This is a genomic window from Pseudomonas sp. ME-P-057, from assembly GCF_030208975.1.
GTDB classification, from domain to species: domain Bacteria; phylum Pseudomonadota; class Gammaproteobacteria; order Pseudomonadales; family Pseudomonadaceae; genus Aquipseudomonas; species Aquipseudomonas lutea.
Window position 1 is genome coordinate 179,076 of sequence record NZ_JARVSX010000001.1, and the last position, 25,573, is coordinate 204,648.

Annotated in this window: 24 protein-coding genes and 1 pseudogene; 18 read left to right on the top strand and 7 right to left on the bottom strand. The window is 59.3% G+C overall.

What is annotated here, in order from left to right:
• The first annotated feature begins 15 nt into the window (after window positions 1–15).
• The 5 genes from QRN48_RS00815 (at window position 16) to QRN48_RS00835 (ending at window position 3,745) form a co-directional block, all read left to right on the top strand.
• The gene (locus tag QRN48_RS00815) at window positions 16–927 is read left to right on the top strand and encodes a LysR substrate-binding domain-containing protein (RefSeq protein ID WP_191944183.1); all 912 of its coding nucleotides are present in this window, start codon (window positions 16–18) and stop codon (window positions 925–927) included.
• A gap of 211 nt (window positions 928–1,138) precedes the next feature.
• Window positions 1,139–1,630 carry a 5-(carboxyamino)imidazole ribonucleotide mutase gene (purE, locus tag QRN48_RS00820; RefSeq protein ID WP_074885928.1) on the top strand — a complete coding sequence of 164 codons (492 nt, stop codon included), beginning with the start codon at window positions 1,139–1,141 and terminating at the stop codon, window positions 1,628–1,630.
• 7 nt (window positions 1,631–1,637) lie between these two features.
• Window positions 1,638–2,720, top strand: a complete 1,083-nt coding sequence (locus tag QRN48_RS00825) for a 5-(carboxyamino)imidazole ribonucleotide synthase (protein WP_191944181.1) — start codon at window positions 1,638–1,640, stop codon at window positions 2,718–2,720.
• A gap of 163 nt (window positions 2,721–2,883) precedes the next feature.
• Window positions 2,884–3,129: a GlsB/YeaQ/YmgE family stress response membrane protein gene (locus QRN48_RS00830; protein ID WP_037016790.1), complete on the top strand. Its 246-nt coding sequence runs from the start codon at window positions 2,884–2,886 to the stop codon at window positions 3,127–3,129.
• Window positions 3,130–3,208: 79 nt separating this feature from the next.
• Window positions 3,209–3,745, top strand: a complete 537-nt coding sequence (locus QRN48_RS00835; protein ID WP_191944180.1) for a DUF3299 domain-containing protein — start codon at window positions 3,209–3,211, stop codon at window positions 3,743–3,745.
• A 129-nt stretch (window positions 3,746–3,874) separates the two neighbouring features.
• Here QRN48_RS00835 and QRN48_RS00840 read toward each other — a convergent pair whose 3' ends face one another.
• Both QRN48_RS00840 and QRN48_RS00845 read right to left on the bottom strand, forming a co-directional pair.
• Entirely contained in the window at window positions 3,875–4,786 is a 912-nt protein-coding gene (locus QRN48_RS00840) for a D-hexose-6-phosphate mutarotase (protein ID WP_285348387.1), read from the bottom strand.
• A gap of 110 nt (window positions 4,787–4,896) precedes the next feature.
• Window positions 4,897–5,298: an acyl-CoA thioesterase gene (locus tag QRN48_RS00845; RefSeq protein WP_037016781.1), complete on the bottom strand. Its 402-nt coding sequence runs from the start codon at window positions 5,296–5,298 to the stop codon at window positions 4,897–4,899.
• Between the two features lie 521 nt (window positions 5,299–5,819).
• Here QRN48_RS00845 and QRN48_RS00850 point away from each other — a divergent pair.
• From QRN48_RS00850 to QRN48_RS00885, 8 genes are all read left to right on the top strand, one after another.
• Window positions 5,820–7,118 (top strand): MFS transporter, encoded by a 1,299-nt coding sequence (locus tag QRN48_RS00850; RefSeq protein WP_037016778.1) that lies wholly within the window; start codon window positions 5,820–5,822, stop codon window positions 7,116–7,118.
• A 148-nt stretch (window positions 7,119–7,266) separates the two neighbouring features.
• Complete coding sequence (locus QRN48_RS00855) at window positions 7,267–8,247, top strand: phosphate ABC transporter substrate-binding protein PstS family protein (protein WP_191944293.1); 981 nt, start codon at window positions 7,267–7,269, stop codon at window positions 8,245–8,247.
• Window positions 8,248–8,431: 184 nt separating this feature from the next.
• On the top strand, window positions 8,432–10,717 hold the full coding sequence (locus QRN48_RS00860) for an ABC transporter permease subunit (RefSeq protein ID WP_285348388.1): 2,286 nt from the start codon (window positions 8,432–8,434) through the stop codon (window positions 10,715–10,717).
• A 15-nt stretch (window positions 10,718–10,732) separates the two neighbouring features.
• Window positions 10,733–12,403 (top strand): phosphate ABC transporter permease PstA, encoded by a 1,671-nt coding sequence (gene pstA / locus QRN48_RS00865; RefSeq protein WP_285348389.1) that lies wholly within the window; start codon window positions 10,733–10,735, stop codon window positions 12,401–12,403.
• Between the two features lie 104 nt (window positions 12,404–12,507).
• Window positions 12,508–13,341: a phosphate ABC transporter ATP-binding protein PstB gene (gene pstB / locus QRN48_RS00870; RefSeq protein WP_037016767.1), complete on the top strand. Its 834-nt coding sequence runs from the start codon at window positions 12,508–12,510 to the stop codon at window positions 13,339–13,341.
• Between the two features lie 51 nt (window positions 13,342–13,392).
• Window positions 13,393–14,151 (top strand): phosphate signaling complex protein PhoU, encoded by a 759-nt coding sequence (phoU, locus tag QRN48_RS00875; RefSeq protein WP_037016764.1) that lies wholly within the window; start codon window positions 13,393–13,395, stop codon window positions 14,149–14,151.
• A gap of 170 nt (window positions 14,152–14,321) precedes the next feature.
• Window positions 14,322–15,227 (top strand): response regulator, encoded by a 906-nt coding sequence (locus tag QRN48_RS00880; RefSeq protein ID WP_285348394.1) that lies wholly within the window; start codon window positions 14,322–14,324, stop codon window positions 15,225–15,227.
• Window positions 15,228–15,540: 313 nt separating this feature from the next.
• Window positions 15,541–16,449 (top strand): peptidoglycan DD-metalloendopeptidase family protein, encoded by a 909-nt coding sequence (locus QRN48_RS00885; RefSeq protein ID WP_285348396.1) that lies wholly within the window; start codon window positions 15,541–15,543, stop codon window positions 16,447–16,449.
• A gap of 517 nt (window positions 16,450–16,966) precedes the next feature.
• Here QRN48_RS00885 and QRN48_RS00890 read toward each other — a convergent pair.
• From QRN48_RS00890 to phoB, 3 genes are all read right to left on the bottom strand, one after another.
• Window positions 16,967–18,307: a hemolysin family protein gene (locus QRN48_RS00890; protein WP_037016756.1), complete on the bottom strand. Its 1,341-nt coding sequence runs from the start codon at window positions 18,305–18,307 to the stop codon at window positions 16,967–16,969.
• Window positions 18,308–18,405: 98 nt separating this feature from the next.
• Window positions 18,406–19,707 (bottom strand): phosphate regulon sensor histidine kinase PhoR, encoded by a 1,302-nt coding sequence (gene phoR / locus QRN48_RS00895; protein WP_037016753.1) that lies wholly within the window; start codon window positions 19,705–19,707, stop codon window positions 18,406–18,408.
• A 48-nt stretch (window positions 19,708–19,755) separates the two neighbouring features.
• Complete coding sequence (gene phoB / locus QRN48_RS00900) at window positions 19,756–20,445, bottom strand: phosphate regulon transcriptional regulator PhoB (RefSeq protein ID WP_037016751.1); 690 nt, start codon at window positions 20,443–20,445, stop codon at window positions 19,756–19,758.
• A 169-nt stretch (window positions 20,446–20,614) separates the two neighbouring features.
• On the opposite strand from phoB, the gene QRN48_RS00905 reads away from it, so the two are divergent.
• On the top strand, window positions 20,615–20,995 hold the full coding sequence (locus QRN48_RS00905; RefSeq protein WP_191944171.1) for a COG4315 family predicted lipoprotein: 381 nt from the start codon (window positions 20,615–20,617) through the stop codon (window positions 20,993–20,995).
• Between the two features lie 31 nt (window positions 20,996–21,026).
• On the opposite strand, the gene ubiA is transcribed toward QRN48_RS00905, so the two are convergent.
• Both ubiA and QRN48_RS00915 read right to left on the bottom strand, forming a co-directional pair.
• Complete coding sequence (ubiA, locus tag QRN48_RS00910) at window positions 21,027–21,917, bottom strand: 4-hydroxybenzoate octaprenyltransferase (protein WP_037016746.1); 891 nt, start codon at window positions 21,915–21,917, stop codon at window positions 21,027–21,029.
• Window positions 21,917–22,495, bottom strand: a complete 579-nt coding sequence (locus QRN48_RS00915; RefSeq protein WP_191944170.1) for a chorismate--pyruvate lyase family protein — start codon at window positions 22,493–22,495, stop codon at window positions 21,917–21,919. Before QRN48_RS00915 ends, ubiA begins: the two co-directional genes overlap by 1 nt.
• Before the next feature lie 464 nt (window positions 22,496–22,959).
• On the opposite strand from QRN48_RS00915, the gene QRN48_RS00920 reads away from it, so the two are divergent.
• The 4 genes and pseudogenes from QRN48_RS00920 (at window position 22,960) to QRN48_RS00935 (ending at window position 25,466) form a co-directional block, all read left to right on the top strand.
• Window positions 22,960–23,127 carry a rubredoxin gene (locus QRN48_RS00920; RefSeq protein WP_002555879.1) on the top strand — a complete coding sequence of 56 codons (168 nt, stop codon included), beginning with the start codon at window positions 22,960–22,962 and terminating at the stop codon, window positions 23,125–23,127.
• A gap of 35 nt (window positions 23,128–23,162) precedes the next feature.
• Window positions 23,163–24,311, top strand: a complete 1,149-nt coding sequence (locus QRN48_RS00925) for an NAD(P)/FAD-dependent oxidoreductase (RefSeq protein ID WP_285348401.1) — start codon at window positions 23,163–23,165, stop codon at window positions 24,309–24,311.
• Between the two features lie 188 nt (window positions 24,312–24,499).
• A pseudogene (locus QRN48_RS00930) lies at window positions 24,500–24,769 on the top strand (HU family DNA-binding protein); the annotation flags it as partial.
• Between the two features lie 322 nt (window positions 24,770–25,091).
• Window positions 25,092–25,466 carry a helicase gene (locus QRN48_RS00935; RefSeq protein WP_285348476.1) on the top strand — a complete coding sequence of 125 codons (375 nt, stop codon included), beginning with the start codon at window positions 25,092–25,094 and terminating at the stop codon, window positions 25,464–25,466.
• Window positions 25,467–25,573 lie beyond the last annotated feature (107 nt).

Here is a 25,573-nt window from a genome sequence, read left to right on the forward strand (position 1 = left end):
CGCGCTGGAGAAATGATGAACCTTGAAAGCAAATGGCTGGAAGATTTCAGCGCTCTGGCGGCGACCCGCAGTTTCTCTCAGGCAGCGGAGCGCAGGTTCGTCACGCAGCCTGCTTTCAGTCGGCGCATTCGCAGCCTTGAGGCGGCGCTAGGGCTGACGCTGGTCAACCGCTCCCGAACGCCGATCGAGTTGACAGCGGCGGGGCAGTTATTCCTGGTCACCGCCCGTACCGTTGTCGATCAGCTGGGTGAGGTCCTGCGCCATCTGCACCATCTGGAAAGCGGGCAGGGCGAAGTTATGCAGATCGCAGCGGCCCACTCGCTGGCGCTGAGCTTCTTCCCTCGCTGGATTGCGCAGTTGCGCAACGAGGGGCTGAACATCGCCACGCGTCTTGTCGCCACCAACGTCGGCGACGCGGTGCATGCGCTGCGTGAAGGCGGCTGTGACCTGATGCTCGCGTTTTACGACCCCGATGCTGCCCTGCAAATGGACGCCGAGATATTCCCGTCGCTGCACCTGGGCATGACCGAAATGCTGCCGGTTTGCTCAACGGACGAGCAAGGTCAGCCCTTGTTCGATCTGGAAGGGGAACAGAGCGTGCCGCTGCTGGCGTACAGCGCGGGCGCGTTTTTGGGCCGCTCGGTGAACCTGCTGCTGCGTCAACGCAGCGTGCGCTTCACCACGATCTATGAAACGGCCATGGCCGACAGCCTCAAAGGCATGGCGCTCCAGGGCCTGGGCATCGCGTGGGTGCCCCGATTGAGCGTGACGGCAGAGCTTGAGCGCGGTGAGCTGGTGATCTGTGGCGGCCCCCAATGGCACGTTCCGCTGGAAATACGGCTTTACCGCTGCGCGCTGGTTCGCAAGGCCAATGTGCGCCTGCTGTGGCGCAAGCTTGAAAGCAGCGGCACACCGCCTGCCGCTTGACCTCGGAGTCAGCAAATATGGGCTTCCCTCGCCCTGTTTCGTTGGCTGACAGGAGGTCGCCGGCAGTCTGTCAAACGAGACTCTTTGCGGTATACTCCGCGGCCTTTGGCCGGTTCGACTGGTCATAATTTGTACGACAAGCCACGCCGGTCCTCCCGCGTGGCTTGTTGTTTTTAGCCGCGCCTGCGGGCGCCCGATGAGAGGCACGACGATGAGCGCACTGGTTGGCGTGATCATGGGCTCCAAGTCCGATTGGTCCACCCTTAGCCACACCGCCGACATGCTTGAAAAGCTCGGCATTCCGTACGAAGTCAAAGTGGTCTCGGCGCACCGCACGCCTGATCTGCTGTTCAAGTACGCCGAAGAAGCCGAAGGCCGTGGTATCGAAGTGATCATCGCTGGCGCCGGCGGTGCTGCACACCTGCCAGGCATGTGCGCTGCCAAGACTCATCTGCCCGTTCTGGGTGTGCCGGTCCAGTCTTCCATGCTGTCGGGCGTTGATTCATTGCTCTCCATCGTGCAGATGCCGGCCGGCATTCCGGTCGCGACTCTGGCCATCGGCAAAGCAGGCGCAATCAACGCCGCGCTCTTGTCAGCCAGTATCCTGGGCGCCAAGCACCCACACTTCCACGCAGTGCTGAAGAAATTCCGCGCTGAGCAGACAGACAGCGTTCTGGACAATCCAGACCCACGCGAGGCCTGAGGTTTTCATGAAGATCGGCGTAATCGGTGGCGGCCAGTTGGGTCGCATGTTGGCACTGGCGGGCACACCGCTTGGAATGAACTTCGCCTTCCTGGATCCTGCCCCTGACGCTTGCGCCGCCGCGCTTGGCGAGCATTTGCGCGCAGATTACGGCGACCAGGATCACCTGCGCCAACTCGCCGATGAGGTCGATCTGGTCACCTTCGAATTTGAAAGCGTGCCCGCTGAAACCGTCGCTTTTTTGTCGCAGTTCGTCCCGGTCTATCCAAGTGCCGAGGCGCTGCGCATCGCCCGTGATCGCTGGTTTGAAAAAAGCATGTTCAAGGACCTTGGCATTCCAACGCCAGCGTTCGCTGATATCCAGTCCCAGGCAGACCTCGACGCCGCAGTCGCCACCATTGGTCTGCCTGCCGTGCTGAAGACCCGCACGCTGGGCTATGACGGCAAAGGGCAGAAAGTCCTGCGCACGCCCGAAGACCTGCTCAACACCTTCGCCGAGCTGGGCAGCGTGCCGTGCCTGCTGGAGGGGTTTGTACCGTTTACCGGTGAAGTGTCGCTGATCGCCGTGCGCGCTCGCGATGGCGAGACGCGCTTCTATCCGCTGGTTCACAACACCCACGACAGCGGCATCCTGCGCCTGTCCATCGCCAGCACTGACCATCCGCTTCAGGCGCTGGCGGAGGATTACGCCGGGCGCGTGCTCAAGCAGCTGGATTACGTAGGCGTTCTGGCGTTTGAATTCTTCGAAGTCGACGGCGGGCTGAAAGCCAACGAGATTGCGCCGCGGGTGCACAACTCCGGCCACTGGACCACCGAAGGCGCCGAGTGCAGCCAGTTCGAGAACCATCTTCGGGCCGTTGCCGGATTGCCTCTGGGCTCGACCGCAAAAGTAGGCGAAAGCGCGATGATCAACTTCATCGGCGAAGTGCCTGCAGTTGCCGAGGTCATCTCCGTAGAAGACTGCCATCTGCATCACTATGGCAAAGCCTTCAAGGCCGGGCGCAAGGTTGGCCATGCCACGGTGCGCAGCAACGATCGCGCAACGCTGGATCGCCAGGTGAAGAAGGTCGAGGCGCTGATCAAAAACTGATCAGCGTGTTGCTCTGACGGGTGGGTGCCTGGCGCCGCAAAGCTGTATCCGGCCCCACTCTTCGCACATCCGTTGAACCATTCTTCGCGGGCACCCCTCTCATAGCGTGTTGCCAATTGCCAGCTAGGCTTTTGGCATATTCATTCAAACAGAGGGACATGGCATGGGAATCATCGGAACCATCTTCATCGGGCTGATCGTAGGTCTGCTGGCGCGCTTTCTGAAGCCTGGCGACGACAGCATGGGCTGGATCATGACCATCCTGCTCGGCATCTGTGGCTCGCTGGCCGCTACCTACGGTGGTCAGGCGCTGGGTATCTACCGCGCGGGCGAGGGTGCAGGTTTCCTCGGTGCGCTCGTCGGCGCGATCATCCTGCTGGTGATCTACGGCATGATTAAAAAGCGTTAAGCACACCTGGCCCTCTGCGCTATTGCTGCGCGGAGGGCTAGAATGCCCGGCACTTATTTCCTCCCGCCGAGCATCTCCAATGCGTCATCTCCTCTTCGTTTCACTGCTGCTGGTCTGCGGACTGGTACGCGCCGCTGAATTGCCTGAGACCGACTGGCTCGAACTGATGCCGAAGTCGGATCAGAAAGCCCTCGAAGCCATGCCCGAGATCGATCACAACTCTCCGGAAGGTCAGGGGACGTTCGACAGCAAGGGCGGCTTGAAACAGAGCAAGGGCTTGCCCGCCGTCATGTACTCCACCAAAACCGTTGCGTCTATGAACGACAAGACCATTCGGCTGGGCGGGTATCCGGTTCCCCTGGAGACCGATGCCAAAGGCCACAGCACGTTGTTCTTCCTCGTGCCTTATCCGGGTGCCTGCATCCACGTGCCACCGCCGCCGCCTAACCAATTGGTACTGGTGCGCTATCCGAAAGGCCTCAAAATCACCGACATCTATACGCCGTTGTGGGTGATCGGGACGTTGAAGGTCGAGAAGGTGAGTAATGATCTGGCGGACGCTGCCTACGCTCTGGATGCGTCCAAGGTGCGTGTGGTGGTTGAGGCTGATTTGTAGGCGCAATTAGCTGTTGGCGCATTCCCTGTAGGAGCGCGCTTGCCCGCGATGCGGTTTGTCTGACACCTCAAGGTGTCTAACTCAAGGCAATCGCGGGCAAGCGCGCTCCTACAATTCCGGGCGAATGGCTCAGGCTTCTGTCAGCGGCTCGGCCCAGATGCTCACGCTCAGCGCGTGCATATCCCCCGGCTTGAGGGTCACCACATCAGTCATGACATTGGCCGTCTCAACGCAGACCATGCTGCGCCAGCCATCAGGCTGCATATCGTCGAAGGTCTTGGTTTTGTCGACCCAGGGGTTCCAGATAATCGCCGAGTGCGACCCGGTCGTTTGAATCTGAATCCGGCGTTTCCATTGCGGATCGACCACTGAAATCAGGTCCGGCGTGTCCTGATAAATACGGTCGGTCTCGCCGGTGAAAGTGATGTCTCCCACCTGGACGTTCTGCGTCTCCCAACTCTCAAGTGTGTTCAGGTATTGAACCCCGTCGAGACCTTCGACGCTGACCTGCGCAACATCGCTGACAGCAAAATAGCTGTGCAGCGCCTGGCTCAACGTGACGTCTTCAGTGCCAGCATTGAAGCTGACCAGACTGACATTCAGCGCAGCATCAAGCCGGATCTGCAGCTTTAGCCCTACAGTGTGCGGCCAGCCGGGCAGGTGGCCCTCGGCTTGCGGCTGAATGAATTCGACGATCAGTGCATCGCCGTCCTCACCCATTCCCATCAGCTCCCAGTCAATGGCCCGCACTTCACCGTGGGCTTTCGCAGCCTCATCACTCTGGCGCATGGCCTGGACACTTTGCGGATTGCGCTGGAAATTGCCAAACCAGGGCCAGCAGATCGGCATACCACCACGAATGGGCTTGCCGGTTTTGAACAGCGCGCCAGGGTTTGACCAGATCAGAGGCTCATCGCCGTCGACCTGATAACTGATGATGTGCGCGCCTTGCTGGGCAACGACCAGTTCGGCCGCACCATGGCGGATGCGCCAGCAATTCAGTTCACCGAGCTGGATGGATTCAACGTTTGGCGTAGGCATGGGGGTTCTCACTCGAAGGACAGTGACTTAATCGGACTGCGCCAAGCTTGATGAGTTTATTGCGCAAAGCCAAGGGCAAGCGCACTGGCGCGCCTGCCCTGGTTTGATGATCAGCGCCGGGCGGGTACTGAACGGGTCCGGCCACTGCCGTCAATGGCCACGAAGACGAACACCGCCTCAGTCACCTTGCGCCATTCGCTGGACAGTGGATCGTCGCTCCACACCTCGACCATCATCTGAATCGAACTGCGGCCGATTTCTAGGGTTTGGGTATAGAACGACAATTGCGCCCCCACCGCGACGGGCACCAGGAATGCCATCCGGTCGATGGCAACAGTGGCCACGCGCCCACCGGCCACCTTGCTCGCCATGGCGGTGCCGGCGAGGTCCATCTGGGAAACCAGCCAGCCGCCGAAAATATCGCCAAAACCGTTGGTTTCACGGGGTAGAGCGGTAATTTGCAAGGCAAGATCGCCTTGCGGGATTGGATCTTCTTGTTCGAGCTCAATCATTACTGGGTTCCTCTGACCCTGCAGACCCTGTGAAAACTACTGCGCTCGACAATACTGCCTTAAAAGCAGGCGGAAAATGCTCATTTAGGAGCCTCTAGACTCCGCTTTTCCGCCTGCTTTTGCCTTGTCTTGCCTTCGCTCGTGACGTTTTCACAGCGTCTGCTGACTCTAGGTAGTCTTCATTTCGTTAAAAGGGAAACTCTGCGAAAACAACTTTGCTAAATGGCTTCGCACAATTTCCCTGAAGAGACCGGTTGAGTCGCGGTCGGCAAGTATATCGGTCGCATCGTCACGCGACGACCGCCGGGTGTGCAGAATGCCTTCGCCTCATTGCAATCCATGTGCATTTGCACGCAATTTGCTATCGTGCCGGACCGATCTGGCGCACTACGCCATTTTTGGCACGCAATTTTGATGCCCGATTAACTTTCGAGTCGAGAAATCGCGTGTGAAGCCGTTACCCACGGCGGTGTCACCGTTGATTTCCACCCAAAGAGAGCCTCAAAAGAGAAGCCATTGTTATGTCCTCTGTGCCTTCAAGCGCCACGCAGCCTTCGCGCCCGCTGACCCGAAACGATTACAAGACTCTTTCCCTCTCCGCCTTGGGCGGAGCGCTGGAATTCTATGATTTCATCATCTTCGTGTTTTTTGCGGCGGTGGTGGGCAAGTTGTTTTTCCCCGTAGACATGCCCGAATGGCTGCGTTTGATGCAAACGTTTGGCATTTTTGCCGCCGGTTATCTGGCTCGTCCGCTGGGCGGCATCGTCATGGCGCATTTTGGCGATCTGCTGGGTCGCAAAAAAATGTTTACCCTAAGCATCTTCCTGATGGCCGTGCCGACGCTGATCATGGGCCTGTTGCCAACCTACGCCCAGATCGGGATCTGGGCGCCGTTGTTGTTGTTGCTGATGCGCGTCATTCAAGGCGCTGCAATCGGTGGCGAAGTGCCTGGTGCGTGGGTATTCGTTTCCGAACACGTTCCCGCCCGTAACGTCGGTTACGCCTGCGGTACCCTCACGTCCGGTTTGACTGCCGGCATTCTGCTCGGCTCGCTGGTCGCCACGTGGATCAACAGCGTCTACACGCCGATTGAAGTTTCGGACTACGCATGGCGTATTCCCTTCCTGCTGGGCGGCGTGTTTGGTCTGATGTCGGTTTACCTGCGTCGCTGGCTGCACGAAACCCCTGTTTTCGCCGAGCTGCAGTTGCGCAAGCAACTGGCTGAGGAAGTTCCGCTCAAGGCGGTGCTGCGTGATCATCGCGGTGCCGTAGTGCTGTCGATGCTGCTGACCTGGCTGCTTTCCGCCGGCGTGGTGGTCGTCATTCTGATGACCCCGACCTTGTTGCAGAAGGCCTACGGTTTCGCGCCCGCCGAGACCCTGAAAGCCAACAGCCTCGCTATTGTTTTGCTGAGCCTGGGATGTATCGGGGCGGGCGCGCTGGCGGATCGAGTCGGCGCGGGGCTGGTGTTTCTGTTCGGCTCGCTCGGTCTGTTGGTCAGTTCCTGGACCTTCTATCACATGATCGGTACGCACCCGGATCTGCTTTATCCGCTGTACGCGATTACCGGTTTGTTCGTCGGTACCATCGGCGCGGTGCCCTTCGTGATGGTCAAGGCCTTCCCGCCAGTGGTTCGCTTCTCCGGGCTGTCGTTTTCGTACAACCTGGCGTACGCCATCTTTGGCGGGTTAACGCCAATGGTCGTCAGCATGATGTTTGCTGCCAACCCGATGGGACCGTCCTGGTATGTGGCCATTCTCTGCGCCATGGGCATGGCGATCGGTGTGTTCTTGATGAGAAGAAAACCGGTCGCGTCCTGATCGGCCACAGAACAGACTCTCCTGCTTCAACCAAAGGCCGCCAGTTGTAATGACTGCCGGCCTTTCATTTGTTTGTCATATTCCGGTCATACAGTGGTCACATGGCCATCATCGATGGCGGCCCCCTTTATCTCGTCAGGAGCGCGGAATGACTTTCAAATGGTGGATGACGGCACTGACGTTTGTCGCGGCGGGGCTCGCAGGGGGCACGGTATCTGCCGCCGTTGACCCGGCGATCAAGCCCTACGTCAAAACCAGTGGTGTTTCGGGAAATCTGTCCAGCGTGGGTTCCGACACGCTCGCCAACCTGATGACGATGTGGGCCGAAGCCTACAAGCGCGAATACCCGAGCGTTAACATCCAGATTCAGGCGGCCGGTTCATCAACAGCACCGCCTGCATTGACGGAAGGCACGGCGACGATGGGCCCGATGAGCCGCAGGATGAAAGACGGTGAATTGTCGGCATTCGAGCAGAAGCACGGCTACAAACCGACAGCGATTCCCGTGGCCGTTGATGCGCTGGCAGTGTTCGTTCACAAGGACAACCCGATCAAGGGCCTTACGCTGCAGCAGGTTGACGCAATTTTCTCGGCGACCCGTTTGTGCGGCGCCCGCAGTGACGCAAAGACCTGGGGCGACTTGGGGGTAACGGGAGATCTGGCCGGCAAGGCCATTCAGCTGTTCGGACGTAACTCGGTTTCCGGCACGTATGGCTACTTCAAGGAAGAGGCGTTGTGCAAAGGCGACTTCAAGCCCAACGTTAACGAGCAGCCCGGCTCGGCTTCAGTGGTCAGTTCCATCAGCAGTTCGCTTAACGGCATAGGCTACTCGGGTATTGGTTATAAAACGTCCAGCGTGCGCTCCGTGCCTTTGGCGAGGAAAGAGGGCGGTGCTTTTGTCGAAGACAACGAAGCCAACGCGCTGAATGGTACCTACCCGCTGGCGCGCTTCCTGTACGTGTACGTCAACAAGGCGCCGAACAAGCCGTTGAATCCGCTCGAGGCGGAGTTCGTCAGATTGATCCTGTCAAAACAAGGTCAGGAAGTTGTCATGAAAGACGGGTACATTCCGTTACCAGCCAAGGTCGTCAGCAAAGCCTTGGCTGATCTGGGGCTACAAGAACGGTAGCGAGCACGCTGCCCAGACAACCCTGACGCGGGGTGACAGGTTCGTCCCGCAAGACACAAAAAGGCCTTATGGAACGAGGCTCGCAGAACACTGAACAGTCCGTTGCCCCGATTCAGGAGTGGCGGGCTTTTTTGCGTCACCTCGCTGTAATGTATTTGTCATACACAGCGACTACGGTGTGCGCATGAATGATTTGGCCAATTCATCAATGACCGAAAACCCCCGCCCCGGGCGCATAGATTTCACTACGCCCGAGTTGCAGCGCAAGCGCAGGATCCGTGCGCTCAAAGACCGCCTGACACGTTGGTACGTGTTAGTGGGCGGTCTTGCTGTGTTGGCTGCCATCACGTTGATCTTCTTCTACCTGGCCTATGTAGTCGCCCCACTGTTCCAGGGTGCGAAGCTGACGCGCACCGATTCGCAGACACCTGCCTGGCTACAGGATGCCGGCAAGCCCATGGTGCTGGCTATCGAAGAGCAGAATCAGGTCGCCATGCGCGTATCCGACAAGGGAGAGGCACTGTTTTTCAGCCTCAAGGACGGCGTCGAGATTTCCCGCGTGGTCTTGCCCATACCTGCCGGGGCGAAGGTGACGTCGGTGGCGCAGGATCAGCCAGGCAAGCCTTTGATCGCGGTTGGCCTGTCCAACGGCGAAGTGCTGGTGTTCAAGCACGCTTACCCGATCAGCTATCCCGACAGCAAAAAAACCATCACTCCCACGATTACCTATCCCTACGGCGAAACGCCGCTGGTGTTGGACGAAGCAGGGCGGGCGCTCGAGCACGTCAATCTGAATGCCAACGACACGACTCTGATTCTGGCCGGTGCAACCGGTACCCAGCTGCACGTGTTGTCCCTGAGCCAGTCCGAAAATCTGATGACGGGTGAAACCAGCCGCGAGCAAAACCGCATCGACCTGCCGCAACTGTCGGCGGAGGTCAAAGCCATTTATGTCGATCCGCGCCAGCAGTGGCTTTACGTGATCAACGGGCGCGCGCTGGTGGATGTGTTCGATCTGCGCGATCGCACATTGAACGGCCGCTATAAGTTGCTTGAAGACGCCAACGCCGAGACCACCGCCAGCACGCAGCTGGTGGGTGGCGTCTCTTTGGTGATCGGCAGCTCGAGAGGCAATATCGCGCAGTGGTTTATGGCGCGGGACGTCGATGGCGAGATGCGCCTGCAGCACATTCGTGACTTCAAAATGAGCGGTGCGCCGATTTCCCAGATCACCAGCGAGCAACGCCGTAAAGGCTTCATCGCCATGGACACCTCCGGCAAGCTGGGCGTGTTCCACAGCACCGCCCATCGCACGCTGTTGATCGACCCGATTGCCAGCGGCCCGGCCGTGATGGGTTTGTCCCCGCGGGCTGATCACATCATCGTGGAAGACAACGGCAAGCTGCTGCCCTTGAAGCTTGATAACCCGCACCCGGAGATTTCCTGGAGTGCGCTGTGGGACAAGGTCTGGTACGAGAACTACGACGAACCCAAATACGTCTGGCAATCCACCGCGTCCAACAGTGATTTCGAGCCCAAGCTAAGCCTTGCGCCGCTCACCTACGGCACCCTCAAAGCCGCGTTCTACGCCATGCTGCTGGCCGCACCCATCGCCGTCGCCGCAGCGATCTACACCGCGTATTTCATGGCGCCGCATATGCGCCGCAAGGTCAAGCCGATCATCGAGCTGATGGAAGCGATGCCGACGGTGATTCTGGGGTTCTTCGCCGGGCTGTTTCTGGCGCCTTATCTGGAAGGGCACCTCCCCGGCATCTTCAGCCTGCTTATCTTCACCCCGATCGGCATCCTGCTGGCGGGGTTTGGCTGGACGCGCTTGCCCGAATCGATCCGCCTGCGCGTACCCGAAGGATGGGAAAGCGCCATTCTGATTCCGGTCATTCTGCTGATCGGCTGGGTCTCATTGAGCATGAGCCCCCATCTGGAGAGCTGGTGGTTTGGCGGCGACATGCGCTCTTGGATCACCAACGATCTGGGTATTACCTACGATCAGCGCAACGCATTGGTCGTGGGCCTGGCGATGGGGTTCGCGGTGATTCCCAACATCTACTCCATCGCCGAGGACGCCGTGTTCAGCGTGCCCCGCGGTCTGACACTCGGCTCCCTGGCCTTGGGTGCGACGCCGTGGCAGACGCTGATTCGCGTGGTCATCCTCACGGCCAGTCCGGGGATTTTTTCCGCACTGATGATCGGTATGGGCCGCGCCGTCGGCGAAACCATGATCGTGCTCATGGCCACCGGCAACACGCCGATCATGGACATGAACCTGTTCGAAGGCATGCGCACCCTGGCCGCCAACGTGGCAGTGGAAATGCCGGAGTCGGAGGTCGGCGGCAGTCATTATCGCGTGTTGTTTCTCGCCGCCCTGGTGCTGCTCATGTTCACATTCGTCATGAATACCTTGGCAGAGCTGATTCGTCAGCGCCTGCGCAAGAAGTATTCATCTCTCTAGGGCAGGTTGAAACCGATGAAGCAAACTGCCCTAAAGCGTTGGTTCAACAGCGGTGGCCCCGGCGTATGGCTAAGTGCGGGCGCAGTGTCGATCGCAGTCATCATGACCATCGGCTTGCTGGCAGTGATTGCCGTTCGCGGGCTCGGCCACTTCTGGCCTTCCGATGTCATTGCCGCTCAGTACGACGTGCCTGGGCAAGAAAGCCATGTATTGGTGGGTGAACTGGTGCAGTCCGAGCAAGTGCCCCGAGCCCGCCTCAAGGGGGCCGGTTTGCCCGTGCCGGACCAGGGCCCGGAGTTCATGACCCGTGATCTGTTCAAAATCGGGAACCGCGACATCAGCCCCGGCGATTTCAGTTGGGTCATCGGCGAATGGCTCAAGGATCAGCGCAAGCCTGCGCAGCTGATGACGTTAGAGCGCCGCGAGTGGGGCAACTTTTACGGCTACCTGGTCAATGTGAAGGAAGACGGCAACGTCATCGCGCATGGGGAGGCGGCATGGCCGCAACTGCAGGCTCGGATCGAACGCGTGCAAGGCATTTCCGATCAGCTGGACCGCTTGGAAAAAGGCGAAATCGGCGCCATCAATCACGGGATCGAACGTCTGCGTTTACGGGCGCGCAAGCTGGAGCTGGACGGCAAGCTTGATGCGGCGGCGCAGGCTGATATGGCCTCAGAGCGCGCCGAATTCGACGCCCGCTACAAGGCGGTTGAATCGCAGTTGGCTGCCCTGCACGCCGATTTCAATCGCGACAGCCTGACGGCCCGTGACGGCAATGGCAAAGAGATCGAGATCGGTATCGGCAAAGTGGTGCATGCGTATCAACCCAACGCCATGGGCACGATGACCAAGCTGGGATTCTATTTCCAGAAGCTTTGGGAGTTTCTCAGTGACGACCCGCGCGAGGCGAATACGGAGGGCGGCATTTTCCCGGCAATCTTCGGCACGGTGATGATGACGCTGATCATGGCCGTGATCGTGACGCCCTTTGGCGTGCTTGCCGCTGTCTATCTGCGAGAGTACGCGCGTCAGGGCGTGATGACGCGCCTGATCAGAATCGCCGTGAATAACCTTGCAGGCGTGCCCGCCATCGTCTACGGCGTGTTTGGTCTGGGCTTCTTCGTTTATGTGCTGGGTGGCTCTCTCGACCGGCTGTTCTTTCCCGAAGCCCTTCCGGCGCCTACGTTCGGGACGCCGGGGCTGCTGTGGGCGTCGCTGACACTGGCGCTGCTCGCCGTGCCGGTGGTGATTGTGGCCACGGAAGAGGGCCTGGCGCGCATCCCGCTGACCCTGCGCGAGGGCTCCCTTGCACTGGGGGCGACCAAGGCCGAGACGCTCTGGAAAATCGTTCTGCCGATGGCCAGCCCGGCGATGATGACCGGCCTGATTCTGGCCGTGGCGCGAGCGGCGGGTGAAGTGGCGCCGCTGATGCTGGTGGGTGTGGTCAAGATGGCGCCGTCGCTGCCGCTGGACGGCAATTACCCGTATCTGCACCTCGACCAGAAAATCATGCACCTGGGCTTCCATATTTACGATGTCGGTTTTCAAAGCCCCAACGTCGAGGCCGCGCGCCCACTGGTGTACGCCACGGCCCTGTTGCTGGTGTTGGTGATCGCGCTGCTGAACCTGTCGGCGGTGACGATTCGCAACCGCCTGCGCGACAAGTACAAGGCGTTTGAAGACTGAGTCAGCGACAAGCTACAAGCGGCAAGCTGAAAAGCCGCATACCGTATCAGCACCACACTTGCAGCTTGCAGCTCCAGGCTTGCAGCTACGATCGGAGTGAGACCATGCAACACGAACCCCACGCCCACGGCATCAACATGTCGGCCCTGGGTCGAAAGCGACAGGTGTTGGACCTGGCGAGTGAAGCCGTTGCGCTGGAGGTGCCGGGGCTGGATCTCTTCTATGGCGACAAGCAGGCGCTGTTCGACATCCGCATGAACATCCCGAAACAGCGCGTCACTTCATTCATCGGGCCGTCCGGGTGCGGTAAATCCACGTTGTTGCGTACCTTTAACCGCATGAACGACCTGGTGGATGGCTGTCGCGTCCAGGGACAGATCAAGCTCTACGGCCACGACATCTACACCAAGGGTGAAGACGTCGCCGAGTTGCGTCGTCGGGTCGGGATGGTCTTTCAGAAGCCCAACCCGTTCCCCAAGACAATTTACGAGAACGTGGTTTACGGACTGCGTATTCAGGGCGTCAACAAGAAACGCGTGCTTGACGAAGCCGTCGAGTGGGCCTTGCGCGGCGCCGCCTTGTGGGACGAGGTCAAGGACCGCCTCCACGAGTCGGCGCTCGGACTTTCCGGTGGTCAACAGCAGCGTCTGGTGATTGCCCGCACTATCGCCGTCGAACCTGAGGTGTTGCTGCTTGATGAGCCATGCTCCGCGCTCGACCCGATTTCGACGCTAAAAGTCGAAGAACTGATCTACGAACTGAAATCCAAATACACCATTGTGATCGTTACCCACAACATGCAGCAGGCGGCGCGCGTGTCGGATTACACCGCGTTTCTGTACATGGGCAAGGTGGTCGAATACGGGGACACAGATACGTTGTTCACCAATCCGACCAAGAAACAGACTGAAGACTACATAACCGGTCGTTACGGCTAGCACGTGTTTCGTCAGCCCTGAACCACCGCGCAATCAATCGGACGGACACTCATGATCAAAGACAGCCATACACATCACATCTCCCAGCAGTTCAACGCTGAACTGGAAGAAGTTCGCAGCCACCTGCTGGAAATGGGTGGTCTGGTCGAGAAGCAGGTCAACGACGCGGTCACTGCGTTGATTGAAGCCGATTCCGGCCTGGCCCAGCGGGTGCGCGAAGTGGACGACCGCATCAACCAGATGGAGCGCAACATCGATGAAGAATGCCTTCGCATTCTGGCCCGTCGACAGCCGGCAGCGTCCGATCTGCGATTGATCATCAGCATCTCCAAATCGGTCATCGACCTTGAACGCATCGGCGATGAGTCCACCAAGATCGCTCGTCGTGCGATCCAGCTCTGCGAAGAGGGCGAGTCCCCGCGTGGTTATGTCGAGGTGCGCCACATCAGCGACCAGGTCAGCAAGATGGTGCGCGATGCGCTGGACTCGTTCGCCCGTTTCGACGCCGATCTGGCGTTGTCGGTTGCCCAGTACGACAAGAACATTGATCGTGAGTACAAAACCGCGCTCCGCGAGCTGGTCACTTACATGATGGAAGACCCGCGTTCGATCTCTCGCGTGCTGAACGTGATTTGGGTGCTGCGCTCTCTGGAACGTATTGGCGACCACGCGCGCAACATCTCCGAGCTGGTGATCTATCTGGTGCGTGGCACCGACGTTCGTCACTTGGGGCTCAAGCGTATGCAGGAAGAAGTCAAAGGCCTGACCGCCGAAAGGATTAATGTTCTGGACGCCCCTGACGATAAATAAGATTGCCTGAGATAAAACGCCTGGCAACCGCCGGGCGTTTTTGTTTTTCCGGTCCGTCTTTTTTTAAGTCACCCGCGAATAAAAGTCCCGGTGTCGTCAAACAGTTTGGCAGCTGGCTACCCGCCAGCGAATGCTCGCCACTTACGGTGAACACGCCATCAGGAGCGTCGATGAGTAAAGTCAGTGTATTGGTGGTGGATGACGCGCCGTTCATCCGCGATCTGGTCAAGAAAGGATTGCGCAATGCCTTCCCGGGAATTGCCCTGGAAGACGCAGTCAACGGGCGCAAGGCGCAAGTCCTGCTGAGCCGTGAAGTGTTTGATCTGGTGTTGTGTGACTGGGAAATGCCCGAGATGTCCGGGCTCGAGTTGCTGACCTGGTGCCGTCAGCAGGAAAGCCTGAAGACCATGCCGTTCATCATGGTCACCAGCCGTGGCGATAAGGAGAACGTGATTCAGGCGATCCAGGCCGGCGTGTCGGACTTCATCGGCAAGCCTTTCACCAACGAGCAATTGCTGACCAAGGTCAAAAAAGCGTTGCACAAGGTCGGCAAACTGGACGCATTGATGTCCAGCGGACCCGCACGGGTAAACGCGGCGTTCGCCAACGACTCGCTCAGTGCCTTGACGGGCAACCGCCCCGAAGTGGTCAGCCAGGCCCCGGGTCTATCGGCAGCACCACAGGCCGCCAAGCCTCTGATGCAGCCTGTGGCCAAAGCTGCCCCTTCCGCTGCGCCAACGGGTCGTGGCCAAGGGCAATTGCGCCTTCCCACTGGCAATCAGCCCTGCGTAATTAAAGCGCTGACGCTCAAGGAAGCTTCGCTGCTGGTCCGTCGTGGCGAGGTATTGCCGCAGATTCTGGACAGCGCCGTGCTCGACCTGGAGCAGGGCGACAACGCAGAAGTAGCGCGCCTTAACGGGTATCTGCACGCTATCGCTGCGTTTGAACAGAAGCCAGACAGCGAGTGGCTGCAGTTGACCTTCCGCTTCGTCGACCAGGACACGCAGAAGCTGGATTACCTCTCGCGGCTGATCGCCCGTGGCACCGCGCAGAAGCACTTCGTCCCTGGCGCTTGAGGCAGGCAATGGCTTTGCTCGCGAAGACTTCGGAACAGCCGTCCAAACGTTCTTCATCCGTCTTCGCGCGCAGCGCACTTGCAACGGTAGCGTCGTTGCTGCGCTACCGAGCAATAGCGCCATCTTTACGTCCGTCAGAACTGCCTGACGAACCGCACTCGCACTCAGCATAGAAATTGCACCTCACATCGCGCCCCGTGCTGACGCGATTTCCTTGACGCTTCGTCTATTACCGATTGATTCGGATGAGTCCTTTTGCGTCGTCATCGCTGTTAGGCTGGGCGCCATCCTTTCACTTACCAGGCCTGTCCAGATGTTAGAGCGCGTGCTGGTTGTCTGTGCCTTACTGCTGGCCACGCAGACCGCCGCGGCAGTGACTATCTATCGGTTTACCGACGCCAATGGAGTGGTCTCTTTCACCGATCAGCCCGTGCGCGGTGCTGAGGTCATGAAGCTGCGCGAACGCATGGTCGAGCGCATCGACAGCCAAGTGCGCCTCAGCGTCAAGAAAGCCAACGGCAGCGACAGCTTGTACGTACGAAACGATCTTTACGCGCCGGTGGAAGTCGAGCTGCGTCTGGCCGGTGTAAAGAACGTGGTCGGCGTTTCGGACCAAGTCATTCGCCGCACCATTGCAGCGCGCAGCAACGAACGTCTTATCGCTCTCAGCCCGCAAGTCGCCAGTAAGGCCATGGCTTATAAGCCCAGCTTGCGATCAATCGTGGGCGACCCCCAGCGCAGCACCTCCGCAAGCGGCTTCGCGTATCGCTATCCGCTGCCTTGGGTAGGCGGCCCGTTTCGCATCAGTCAGGGCGCCAATGGTTCCTACAGCCATGTTGGCGCCAAAAGCCGATACGCCATCGACATCGCCATGCCAGAAGGCACGCAAATCATCGCCGCGCGTGGCGGTACGGTGATCAAGACCGAAAACGCCCAGTCTGGTCGAGGTGCTAACCCGTCAGGCAATTTTGTGCGCATCCTGCATGATGACGGCACCATGGGCGTTTATCTGCACCTGCAGCAGGGTTCGGTGAGCGTCAAGGAAGGTCAGCGTGTGGTCGTTGGTGCGCCACTCGGGCGCTCTGGCAACACCGGCAACAGCACCGGCCCCCACCTGCACTTCGTGGTGCAACGCAATGTGGGGCTGGCGCTGGAGTCGATTCCGTACGAGTTCTCGCAACCGGTCCAGAGCTTGCCGAATTTCGCCATCGGCGGGAATTAAACCGCTGCCGGAGAAGCGCGACCTGTGTAGGAGCGCGCTTGCCCGCGAATGCGATCTACCTGCGCAATGGGTCTTGGCTGACCTACCGCGTTCGCCAGCAAGCCGGCTCCTACAGATTCGGGTTCGCCCGCAAACTAGCCGGTTCTGCTGGTTTAGCGGTTACAACAGCGGTCGTCGTCGGTTCGCCCGTAAACTAGCCGATACCGTTGGTTCGGCGTTTACGGAAGCAGTCGTAGTCATAAGGTGATTGCGTGGCAATCCACTCGTAGGAGCCGGCTTGCTGGCGAATGCATGTGGTCAGACGCTGCAAGGGTGAATGCCTGATCGGGTTCGCCAGCAAGCCGGCTCCTACGGAATCTGTACCAGCTTGACGCATCGCACCCCCGCGAATCGTGAAGTCCCAAGCCCAAGCCCAAGCCCAAGCCCAAGCCCAAGTCCCAAGCCCGAGCGTGGCTTGCCCGTGCTCGGGTGCACTGAGGCCGTTAGACGAGGAGCCGAGATCTGGCGTGCGGCCAGATCAATCCAGCTTCAACACCTTCGCCAGCACAATCTTGGGGCCTTTCATCTTTTTGATGATGATACGCAGGCCTTCGACCTCCATGACTTCCTCCTCCTCGGGCACGCGCTTGAGGCTGTCGTAGATCAGGCCTGCGAGGGTTTCGGCTTCCACGTGGTCCAGGTCGATGCCCAGCAGGCGCTCGACCTTGAACAGCGGCGTGTCGCCGCGTACCAGCAGTTTGCCAGGCTGATACGCCAGAATCCCGCGCTCCGCCTTGCGGTGTTCGTCCTGAATATCGCCGACCAGCACCTCCAGCACGTCTTCCATCGTCAGATAGCCGATGATCTTGCCGTCAGCTTCTTCGACCAACGCAAAGTGCGCGCCGCCCTGACGAAACTGCTCCAGCAGGCGCGAAAGCGGCATGTGCTTGGACACGCGCTCCAGCGGCCGTGTGAGCTCGGCCAGGTTGAACGATTCGGGAATGTGATCCAGCGCCGCCAGCTCCAGCAGCAAATCCTTGATGTGCAGCAAACCCACGAATTCGTTGCGGTCCGAGTCATACACCGGGTATCGGCTGAACTTGTGGCGGCGGAACATCGCCAGGATTTCCTTGAGCGGCGCGTTGAATTCCAGCGAGACCATGTCTTCACGGGAGTTGGCCCAATCCACCACTTCCAGCTCGCCCATTTCCACAGCGGAAGCCAGCACGCGCATGCCTTGATCGCTAGGATCCTGACCGCGGCTTGAATGCAGGATCAGCTTGAGCTCTTCACGGCTGTAATGGTGCTCGTGATGCGGACCGGGCTCGCCCTGGCCTGCAATGCGCAGAATGCCGTTGGCACTGGCGTTGAGCAGGTAGATAGCCGGGTACATGGCCCAGTAGAAGAGATAGAGCGGCACTGCGGTCCACAGCGACAGCAACTCAGGCTTGCGAATGGCCCAGGATTTGGGCGCAAGCTCACCGACGACGATGTGCAGATAAGAAATCATGAAAAAGGCACTGAAAAACGATACGCCTTTGACGACCTCGGGCGATTCCACGCCTACGGTTTCAAGCAGGGGCGCGAGCAAATGCGCGAACGCCGGCTCGCCGACCCAGCCCAGTCCCAGCGACGCCAGGGTAATACCCAGCTGGCAGGCAGAGAGATAAGCGTCCAGCTGACTGTGAACCGTGCGCAATATGCGTCCGCGCCAACCGTTGTTGTCGGCGATCGACTCAACCCGGGTTGAGCGCAGTTTGACCATGGCGAACTCAGCCGCAACGAAGAATCCGTTGAGCAGAACCAACACCATTGCGAAAAGAATCATGCCGAAGTCGGCGAAGAGTGAAGCCAGGCTGATACCAGGGGAAGGGTCCATGATGGGGTTTTGCAGGTTCCGTTTTGAAGGGGGAATGAAACAAGCCCTCACAATTAGAGGGCGTAAGGGGGCAATTTAGCGGCTATCCACAGGCTTGCCTAGGGCTTGGTCATCTGGTTGGGGGCAAAGTTGCAGATAAACACGCTGCCCTTGCCAGGCACGCTGTTGATCTCCAGCGCTGCCCGATGGCGCAACAGCACGTGTTTGACGATGGCCAGGCCCAGACCGGTGCCACCGGTGTTGGATGCGCGGCTGGAGTCGACGCGGTAGAAACGTTCGGTCAGGCGCGGAATGTGTTTACTGTCGATGCCAATGCCCGAGTCCTGCACGCTCAGGTGCGCACCGCGCCCATCGCTCCACCAACGGATGCGGATCTTGCCCTCGGCCGGCGTGTATTTGACGGCATTGAAGATCAGGTTCGAGAACGCGCTGCGCAGTTCCGCCTCACTGCCCTTGAGGCTGACATCGCTTTCCAGTTCCAGGGTGATGTGCTGATTCTTGCTCCCCGACAGGGCCTGCGCATCGTTGGTGATGCTTTGCAGCAAAGCGGAAACCGCCACGGGCTGATTGTCGGACGGGTAGTCGGTGGCTTCCAGTTTGGCCAGCAACAGCAAGTCGTTGAGCAGCGTCTGCATGCGTCCGCCTTGTTGATGCATCTGCTGCAGCGCACGCACCCAGCGCGGATTCACCTCTTCGACGTTGTCCAGCAGCGTCTCCAGGTAACCGCAGATCACCGTCAGCGGTGTGCGCAACTCATGCGACACGTTGGCGACGAAGTCTTTGCGCATCTGCTCCAGCTGGTGCATACGCGTCACGTCACGGACCAGCATCAGGTGCTCATTATTGCCGTAGCGCGTGATCAGCATCTGAATGCGCAGACGGTCATTGACCGGCGACGGGATTTCCAGCGGTTCGGCGTAATTGGCGTGCTCGAAGTATTCTTTGAAGCGCGGATGGCGCACCAGATTGGTCACAGGCTGGCCGCTGTCTTGCGGGGTCTTCAAGCCCAGCAGTGTTTCAGCCGCACGGTTCCACCACTCCAGATTGCCGTCGCTGTCGAGCATGATCACGGCGTCTTTCAGCGCGGCTGTGGATTCCTGAACGCGGTCGATTACCGCCTGCAGCCGACCGCGGACGCGCTGGTCGCGACGTTGCAGATGGTAGATGCTGTCAAAGACCTCACCCCATAAACCGTAACCGTCTGGCGGTGGCTCGTCGGGTTTGTGATGGCGAAGCCATTCGTGCAGGCGCAGCAGCTGTTTGAGGGTCCAGGCCAGATACAGCCCCAGACCGATTGCCAGGCACCCGCCGTAATGGCCGCTGATCAAACCGGCCAGCAGCGAGACTGTGACCAACATCAGCAAGTGGCGGATCAGGGTGCCATGCCAGTTGTGATTCAATTAACGCGTCCTTGTCTTCAGCGGTCTGAATCGCTGCCGAAAGCTTTCTCAGCTTTTGGTGGAGAAACGGTAGCCAGTACCGCGGACGGTTTGTACCAGATTTTCGTAAGCCTCGCCGAGGGCTTTGCGCAGACGCCGGATGTGGACATCCACGGTGCGCTCTTCGACGTAAACGTTTCCGCCCCAGACCTGATCGAGCAGCTGCCCGCGGGTGTAGGCGCGTTCCTGGTGGGTCATGAAGAATTGCAGCAGGCGGTATTCGGTCGGGCCCATCTCGGCAGGAGTACCGTCGATGGTCACGCGGTGGCTGATCGGGTCCAGCAGCAAGCCGCCCACTTCGATGGGCGATTCGCCGTCATTCGGCGCAGCCCGACGCAGCACGGCCTTGAGCCGGGCGACCAGCTCGCGGGGGGAGAAGGGTTTGGTGATGTAGTCGTCGGCGCCGACTTCAAGGCCCTGGATCTTGTTGTCTTCTTCGCCTTTGGCCGTGAGCATGATGATCGGAATATCGCCGGTGAGCTCGTCGCGCTTCAGACGGCGAGCCAGCTCGATGCCGGATGTCCCGGGCAGCATCCAGTCAAGCAGGATGAGGTCCGGCTTGCGGTCGACGATAACGGCGTGAGCCTGTTGCGAGTTTTCGGCCTCGATGCAGTCATAGCCAGCCATCTCCAGTGCGACGGCAATCATTTCGCGAATGGGCGCTTCGTCGTCGACGATCAGAATGCTCCTGCCAACCATGCCTCGAACCTCATGTCATTTATCTGTCTTGGGCCGCATTAGATAACGGAATTATTGCAGTCGTGTGACAGGTTAGTTCGGACTAGGCTTATCGGGAGGTCTAGCGCTAAGCTGACGGCTTGTCCTACAAGAAATGTCCACACAACGACAGACAATAGAGGATTCATCCATGACCCGAATTTCTTCCGCACTGGTACGTCTTTTGTCCGCGGCTGCGCTGGCATCCTCCGGCATGGCATTCGCAGCGGCGCCTGCAATGACTAGCGATGGAGCGCTGACCGATCACAAAGGCATGACCCTCTACACCTATGACAAGGACACCTCTGCGGGCAAATCGGTGTGCAACGATCAATGCGCAACCGACTGGCCGCCGCTGACTGCCAGCTCAAGCGACAAGGCTGAGGGCGACTGGACCATCATCAAGCGCGACGACGGCGCCTCGCAGTGGGTTTATAAAGGCAAGCCGCTGTATACCTTCAAAAATGACAAAGCCGCTGGCGACAAAACCGGTGACGGCAAAGGCGACGTCTGGCACATCGCAAAGCCCTGATCTGAGCTTGCTGCTGCGTTGGCCGGCTGGGTCAACGCAGCGCATAGTCCAGGACGATGCCCACAAAAATCGCCAGCCCTGCCCAGTGGTTGTGCAGGAAAGCCTTGAAGCAGGCCTGCGGATCCTTGTCCCGCGTTGACCAGAATTCCCATACAAAACAACCCGCCGCTGTGAGCAGGCCGATGAAGAAGTACAGGCCCAGCTCGAAGCGTGAACCCGCGAGCATCAGGCAAAGCAACGCCAGGCATTGCAGCGTCAGGATGATCACTCTGTCAGCGTCGCCGAACAGTACGGCGGTCGACTTCACGCCTATCTTCAAATCGTCTTCGCGGTCCGTCATCGCGTAGTACGTGTCGTACCCTACCGTCCATAGAAGATTGGCGATGTACAGCAGCCAGGCAGCGGCGGGCAGCTCACCGGTTTCAGCGGTAAACGCCATGGGCATGCCCCAGGAAAACGCGGCGCCCAATACCACCTGAGGGTAGTAGGTGTAGCGCTTCATGAACGGGTAACAGGCCGCAAGGGCCAGCCCGCCGACAGACAGCCAGATGGTGGTCGCATTGGTGAACAAGACCAGTATGAAGCTCAGCGCCACCAGCACAGCAAAGAGCGTCAAGGCTTCTTTAGGCTTTACCTTGCCACTGACCAGCGGCCGCTGCTCGGTACGTTTGACGTGGCCGTCCACCTTGCGGTCGGCATAGTCGTTGATCACGCAGCCCGCCGCGCGCATCAGAAACACGCCGACGACGAAGATGAACAGCGTACTCAGGGATGGCGAGCCTTTGCCTGCGATCCACACGGCCCAGAGTGTGGGCCAGAGCAACAGGTAAACGCCGATGGGCTTGTCGATGCGCGTGAGCTGGATGAAGTCCCAGACGCGTGGATGCAGACGGTTCAGAGACTTGAGCAATGACACGTACATCAACGATTCTCCTGAGCGTGCAGCGGGTGGGTGGCGTTGATGGCGCGCCAGGCAGTGGGCAGGAACACTTCCGCCACCAGAATGCTCAACGCTGCTCGGCTGAAGCAGGAGCGGCGACCCCATAGATCCGGCTGCGAGTCAGCCTCCGGCAACCACTGCGCCGGGTAACGGCACACCTGCAAAGGGCCGCGCTCAAAGGCTTTATCGCTGAACAACAATTCCCCCAGGGAACGGGTACCGAGTGCGTCCATGTGCAGACCGTCGCGTTCCAGCGCGGTGCGGCCAGCAACGCTGCGGGCAAATACCCATCGTTCATCGTCGCCGAGCAAATAGACCTCACGCACCCAACCTTCGCTGCCTGCGGGCAGTTGCAGCAGACTGCATTCATCGTCGCGCAGCCGTTGCCATCCTTCATACAGCGGCTTCACGCTGAATCGGTTATCAGAAAGGCGGGTCAGGCGTCGAGTGAGGGAGTCTTCGTGAAACAGCCACTCGAGAACAAGGGGCGAAGGTGATTCGGGAACTTGATCGCGAAGTAGCCACACGGGCGCTGGAAAGGCAGGGGTTTGCTGGGTCACGGGGAACGAATATTGGCGGCCATCGATGCGGCGAGCTTAGCATGATTGCGATTGCTGACCGACGACCGAAGCGCCGCCCTTTTTTGCGCTGAGTCAACTGACGCCTTCCCGGCTAAAGCCAGTCCCACTGGATATGCGGCGTTAGTGGGACCAGCTAAAGCCAGCCCCACTGGATATGCGGTGTTAGTGGGACCAGCTAAAGCCAGCCCCACTGGGTATGCGGTGTTAGTGGGACCGGCTTTAGCCGGGAAGGGGCCGTTGTGGGCACCCTATGTTTCGCGGTGTCGCCGCTGACGCGCTCCAGGCTAGTCACATTCGACCAGTTCCTAAAAGTCTGTGACCGCTGTATCGATGAAACTTGCGTCATCGCGCGGTGATCAGTACAAGGCCTGACCCATTCGATAAACTTCGCGAAGACAGCGGAGCGTGTGGGACGTCTAGCCTGAAACCAAGAGAACCGAGCGATGAAAAAGTGGCAATGCATAGTCTGTGGCCTGATCTATAACGAAGCCGATGGCTGGCCGGATGACGGTATCGCGCCTGGCACCCTTTGGCAGGACGTACCCGAAGATTGGCTGTGTCCCGACTGCGGCGTTGGCAAAATGGATTTTGAAATGATCGAAATCGGCTAATCCGCCGACGACCCCAACCCCCTTTGGAGAACTCAATGAACGCACCTGTCGTGATCATCGGCACCGGCCTCGCGGGCTACAACCTCGCTCGAGAATTTCGCAAGCTGGATGGCGAGACGCCGCTGCTGCTGATCACGGCCGACGACGGCCGCTCGTACTCCAAGCCGATGCTCTCTACCGGCTTCGGCAAGAACAAGGAAGCGGACGGCCTGAGCATGGCTGAACCAGGGACAATGGCCGAGCAGCTTAAGGCCGAAGTCCGCACGCATACGCGCGTCAGCGGCATTGACCCTGGACACAAGCGTCTGTGGGTGGGCGAGGAGGCCGTGTACTACCGTGATTTGATCTTGGCCTGGGGGGCGGAAACGGTGCGCGTACCGGTGGCGGGTGACGCCGGTGATGCCGTATTTCCGATCAATGATCTCGAAGACTACGCGCGCTTTCGTGCCGCTGCCGCCGGAAAGCGACGGGTGCTGATCCTGGGCGCGGGACTGATCGGCTGCGAATTCGCCAATGATCTTATTCTGGGCGGCTACGAGGTCGATGTCGTGGCCCCATGCGAGCAGGTAATGCCCACGCTGCTGCCCTCACAGGCGGCCGCGGCTGTTCAGGCCGGGCTGGAGAGCCTGGGCGCGCGTTTCCATCTCGGGCCGCTGTTGACGCGTCTTGAGCGCGCCGCAGACGGACTTGAGGCGCATTTGTCCGATGGCGAAGTGCTGCATTGCGACCTAGTGGTGTCTGCGATCGGCTTGCGCCCTCGAACGGATCTGGCGGCCGCAGCCGGGCTCGAGATCGGACGCGGCGTCGTGGTTGACCGGCAGCTGCAAACCTCGCACGCCAACATCTATGCGTTGGGTGACTGTGCAGAGGTCGATGGGCTCAACCTGCTTTACGTCATGCCATTGATGAACTGCGCGCGTGCCTTGGCGCAGACCCTGAACGGTACGCCTGCAGCCGTTAGCTATGGCCCCATGCCGGTCACTGTCAAAACACCGGTCTGTCCGTTGGTGGTGTCGCCGCCGCCCAAGGGCTCTGAGGGCACATGGGCCGTCGAAGGCGAGGGCGCTGACATCAAAGCGCTGTGCCGCGACCCGGAAGGTAACTTGCTGGGTTATGCGCTGACAGGCACTGCCGTGATGGAGAAGCTTGCGCTGAACAAAGCGTTGCCTTCGCTGCTGGCATAAATACCTGTCGTTCTGTCGGATAAGCCTTCTTTTAGTTGAAACAAACGCAGCCCCTGTACTGGCGCGGGGGTCGGCGGCGTGCCATTCTCATTCCGGTCTGCCGCAACGTAGAGCAGTTGCGGCACCTGCTCGCTGTCCGCAAGGGCTGCACGGGACATAAAAACAAAAAACCGTAAAAGAGGCTACATATGCGCAAACCAGAACTTGCAGCGGCTATCGCCGAGAAAGCAGATCTCACCAAAGAACAAGCCAATCGCGTCCTCAACGCCGTCCTCGACGAAATCACCAACGCACTGCACAAGAAAGACAGCGTTACGCTGGTTGGCTTCGGCACGTTCTTGCAGCGCCATCGTGGTGCCCGCACAGGTAAAAATCCTCAAACCGGTGAGCCAGTCAAGATCAAGGCCAGCAACACTGTGGCGTTCAAGCCAGGCAAGTTCCTCAAAGACAGCGTCAACCCTGACTCGATCAAGCCGGCCAAGCCAGCCAAACCGGCTGCAGCAGCCAAAGAAGCCAAGCCGGCCAAAGCCGCAGCAACCAAAGCGCCCGCTGCCAAGAAAAAGTAATTGGCTGAATGCCCTAAACAGGCGAGCAGCAAAAAAATGGGCATGCCGGTCAACCGGCATGCCCATTTTTTATGGCAATACGAAAAATCGCCGCGTCGTTTGCAGGGTATGGCGCGCCACTTTGCGACCCGCCGGTTCTGCTCATTCATCGACCGCTCAAGCTCGCTACACTGCGCACATTCGCCGACGCAGTCGCTCCCTTGAGGCCTCACGCATGAAGTTTCGTTTTTTACTCTGGATGTTGGGCCTGTTGATGGCCAGAGCCAGCCGCAACAACCCTGCATTTCAGCAGCAACTTGCAGGCAAGGACTTGGCGTTTCAACTGCAGACCGCTGATGGAAAAATCGCCAGGCACTTCGTTGTGCGTGATCAGCGCGTCAGGAGCCGCGCTGGTACCTTCGCTGCGCCCGCCTTTGTCATTTCGTTCAAAGACGCCGAATATGGCTTCGCCACGATGCAGGCCCGGAACAAGCAACTGGCCTTTATGCAGGGCATTCAGGACAAAAATATTCAGGTCATCGGCAATACAGGGCTGGTGATGTGGTTTCAGGGGCTCACAAAGTATCTGAAGCCGCGCAAGAAGAAGTAGGCGCCACAAACTTGTAGGCGCGGCTTGCTGGCGACCGCGCTGTGTCATTCGGCATTCCAGCGTTGACACGCCGCGCTTGCGAGCAAAGCGGCGCCTGAAATTGCTTC

Bases quoted from the DNA above. Each gene is read 5' to 3' on its own strand.
- QRN48_RS00860 (WP_285348388.1), top strand. From the start codon at position 8,432: ATGAATGATTTGGCCAATTCATCAATGACCGAAAACCCCCGCCCCGGG.
- pstB (WP_037016767.1), top strand. From the start codon at position 12,508: ATGCAACACGAACCCCACGCCCACGGCATCAACATGTCGGCCCTGGGT.
- phoU (WP_037016764.1), top strand. From the start codon at position 13,393: ATGATCAAAGACAGCCATACACATCACATCTCCCAGCAGTTCAACGCT.
- QRN48_RS00925 (WP_285348401.1), top strand. From the start codon at position 23,163: ATGAACGCACCTGTCGTGATCATCGGCACCGGCCTCGCGGGCTACAAC.
- ubiA (WP_037016746.1), bottom strand. From the start codon at position 21,917: ATGTACGTGTCATTGCTCAAGTCTCTGAACCGTCTGCATCCACGCGTC.
- QRN48_RS00825 (WP_191944181.1), top strand. From the start codon at position 1,638: ATGAAGATCGGCGTAATCGGTGGCGGCCAGTTGGGTCGCATGTTGGCA.
- QRN48_RS00855 (WP_191944293.1), top strand. From the start codon at position 7,267: ATGACTTTCAAATGGTGGATGACGGCACTGACGTTTGTCGCGGCGGGG.
- QRN48_RS00845 (WP_037016781.1), bottom strand. From the start codon at position 5,298: ATGATTGAGCTCGAACAAGAAGATCCAATCCCGCAAGGCGATCTTGCC.
- QRN48_RS00905 (WP_191944171.1), top strand. From the start codon at position 20,615: ATGACCCGAATTTCTTCCGCACTGGTACGTCTTTTGTCCGCGGCTGCG.
- QRN48_RS00830 (WP_037016790.1), top strand. From the start codon at position 2,884: ATGGGAATCATCGGAACCATCTTCATCGGGCTGATCGTAGGTCTGCTG.
- pstA (WP_285348389.1), top strand. From the start codon at position 10,733: ATGAAGCAAACTGCCCTAAAGCGTTGGTTCAACAGCGGTGGCCCCGGC.
- purE (WP_074885928.1), top strand. From the start codon at position 1,139: ATGAGCGCACTGGTTGGCGTGATCATGGGCTCCAAGTCCGATTGGTCC.
- phoB (WP_037016751.1), bottom strand. From the start codon at position 20,445: ATGGTTGGCAGGAGCATTCTGATCGTCGACGACGAAGCGCCCATTCGC.
- QRN48_RS00835 (WP_191944180.1), top strand. From the start codon at position 3,209: ATGCGTCATCTCCTCTTCGTTTCACTGCTGCTGGTCTGCGGACTGGTA.
- QRN48_RS00880 (WP_285348394.1), top strand. From the start codon at position 14,322: ATGAGTAAAGTCAGTGTATTGGTGGTGGATGACGCGCCGTTCATCCGC.
- QRN48_RS00815 (WP_191944183.1), top strand. From the start codon at position 16: ATGAACCTTGAAAGCAAATGGCTGGAAGATTTCAGCGCTCTGGCGGCG.
- QRN48_RS00885 (WP_285348396.1), top strand. From the start codon at position 15,541: ATGTTAGAGCGCGTGCTGGTTGTCTGTGCCTTACTGCTGGCCACGCAG.
- QRN48_RS00850 (WP_037016778.1), top strand. From the start codon at position 5,820: ATGTCCTCTGTGCCTTCAAGCGCCACGCAGCCTTCGCGCCCGCTGACC.
- QRN48_RS00840 (WP_285348387.1), bottom strand. From the start codon at position 4,786: ATGCCTACGCCAAACGTTGAATCCATCCAGCTCGGTGAACTGAATTGC.
- QRN48_RS00935 (WP_285348476.1), top strand. From the start codon at position 25,092: ATGAAGTTTCGTTTTTTACTCTGGATGTTGGGCCTGTTGATGGCCAGA.
- QRN48_RS00920 (WP_002555879.1), top strand. From the start codon at position 22,960: ATGAAAAAGTGGCAATGCATAGTCTGTGGCCTGATCTATAACGAAGCC.
- QRN48_RS00890 (WP_037016756.1), bottom strand. From the start codon at position 18,307: ATGGACCCTTCCCCTGGTATCAGCCTGGCTTCACTCTTCGCCGACTTC.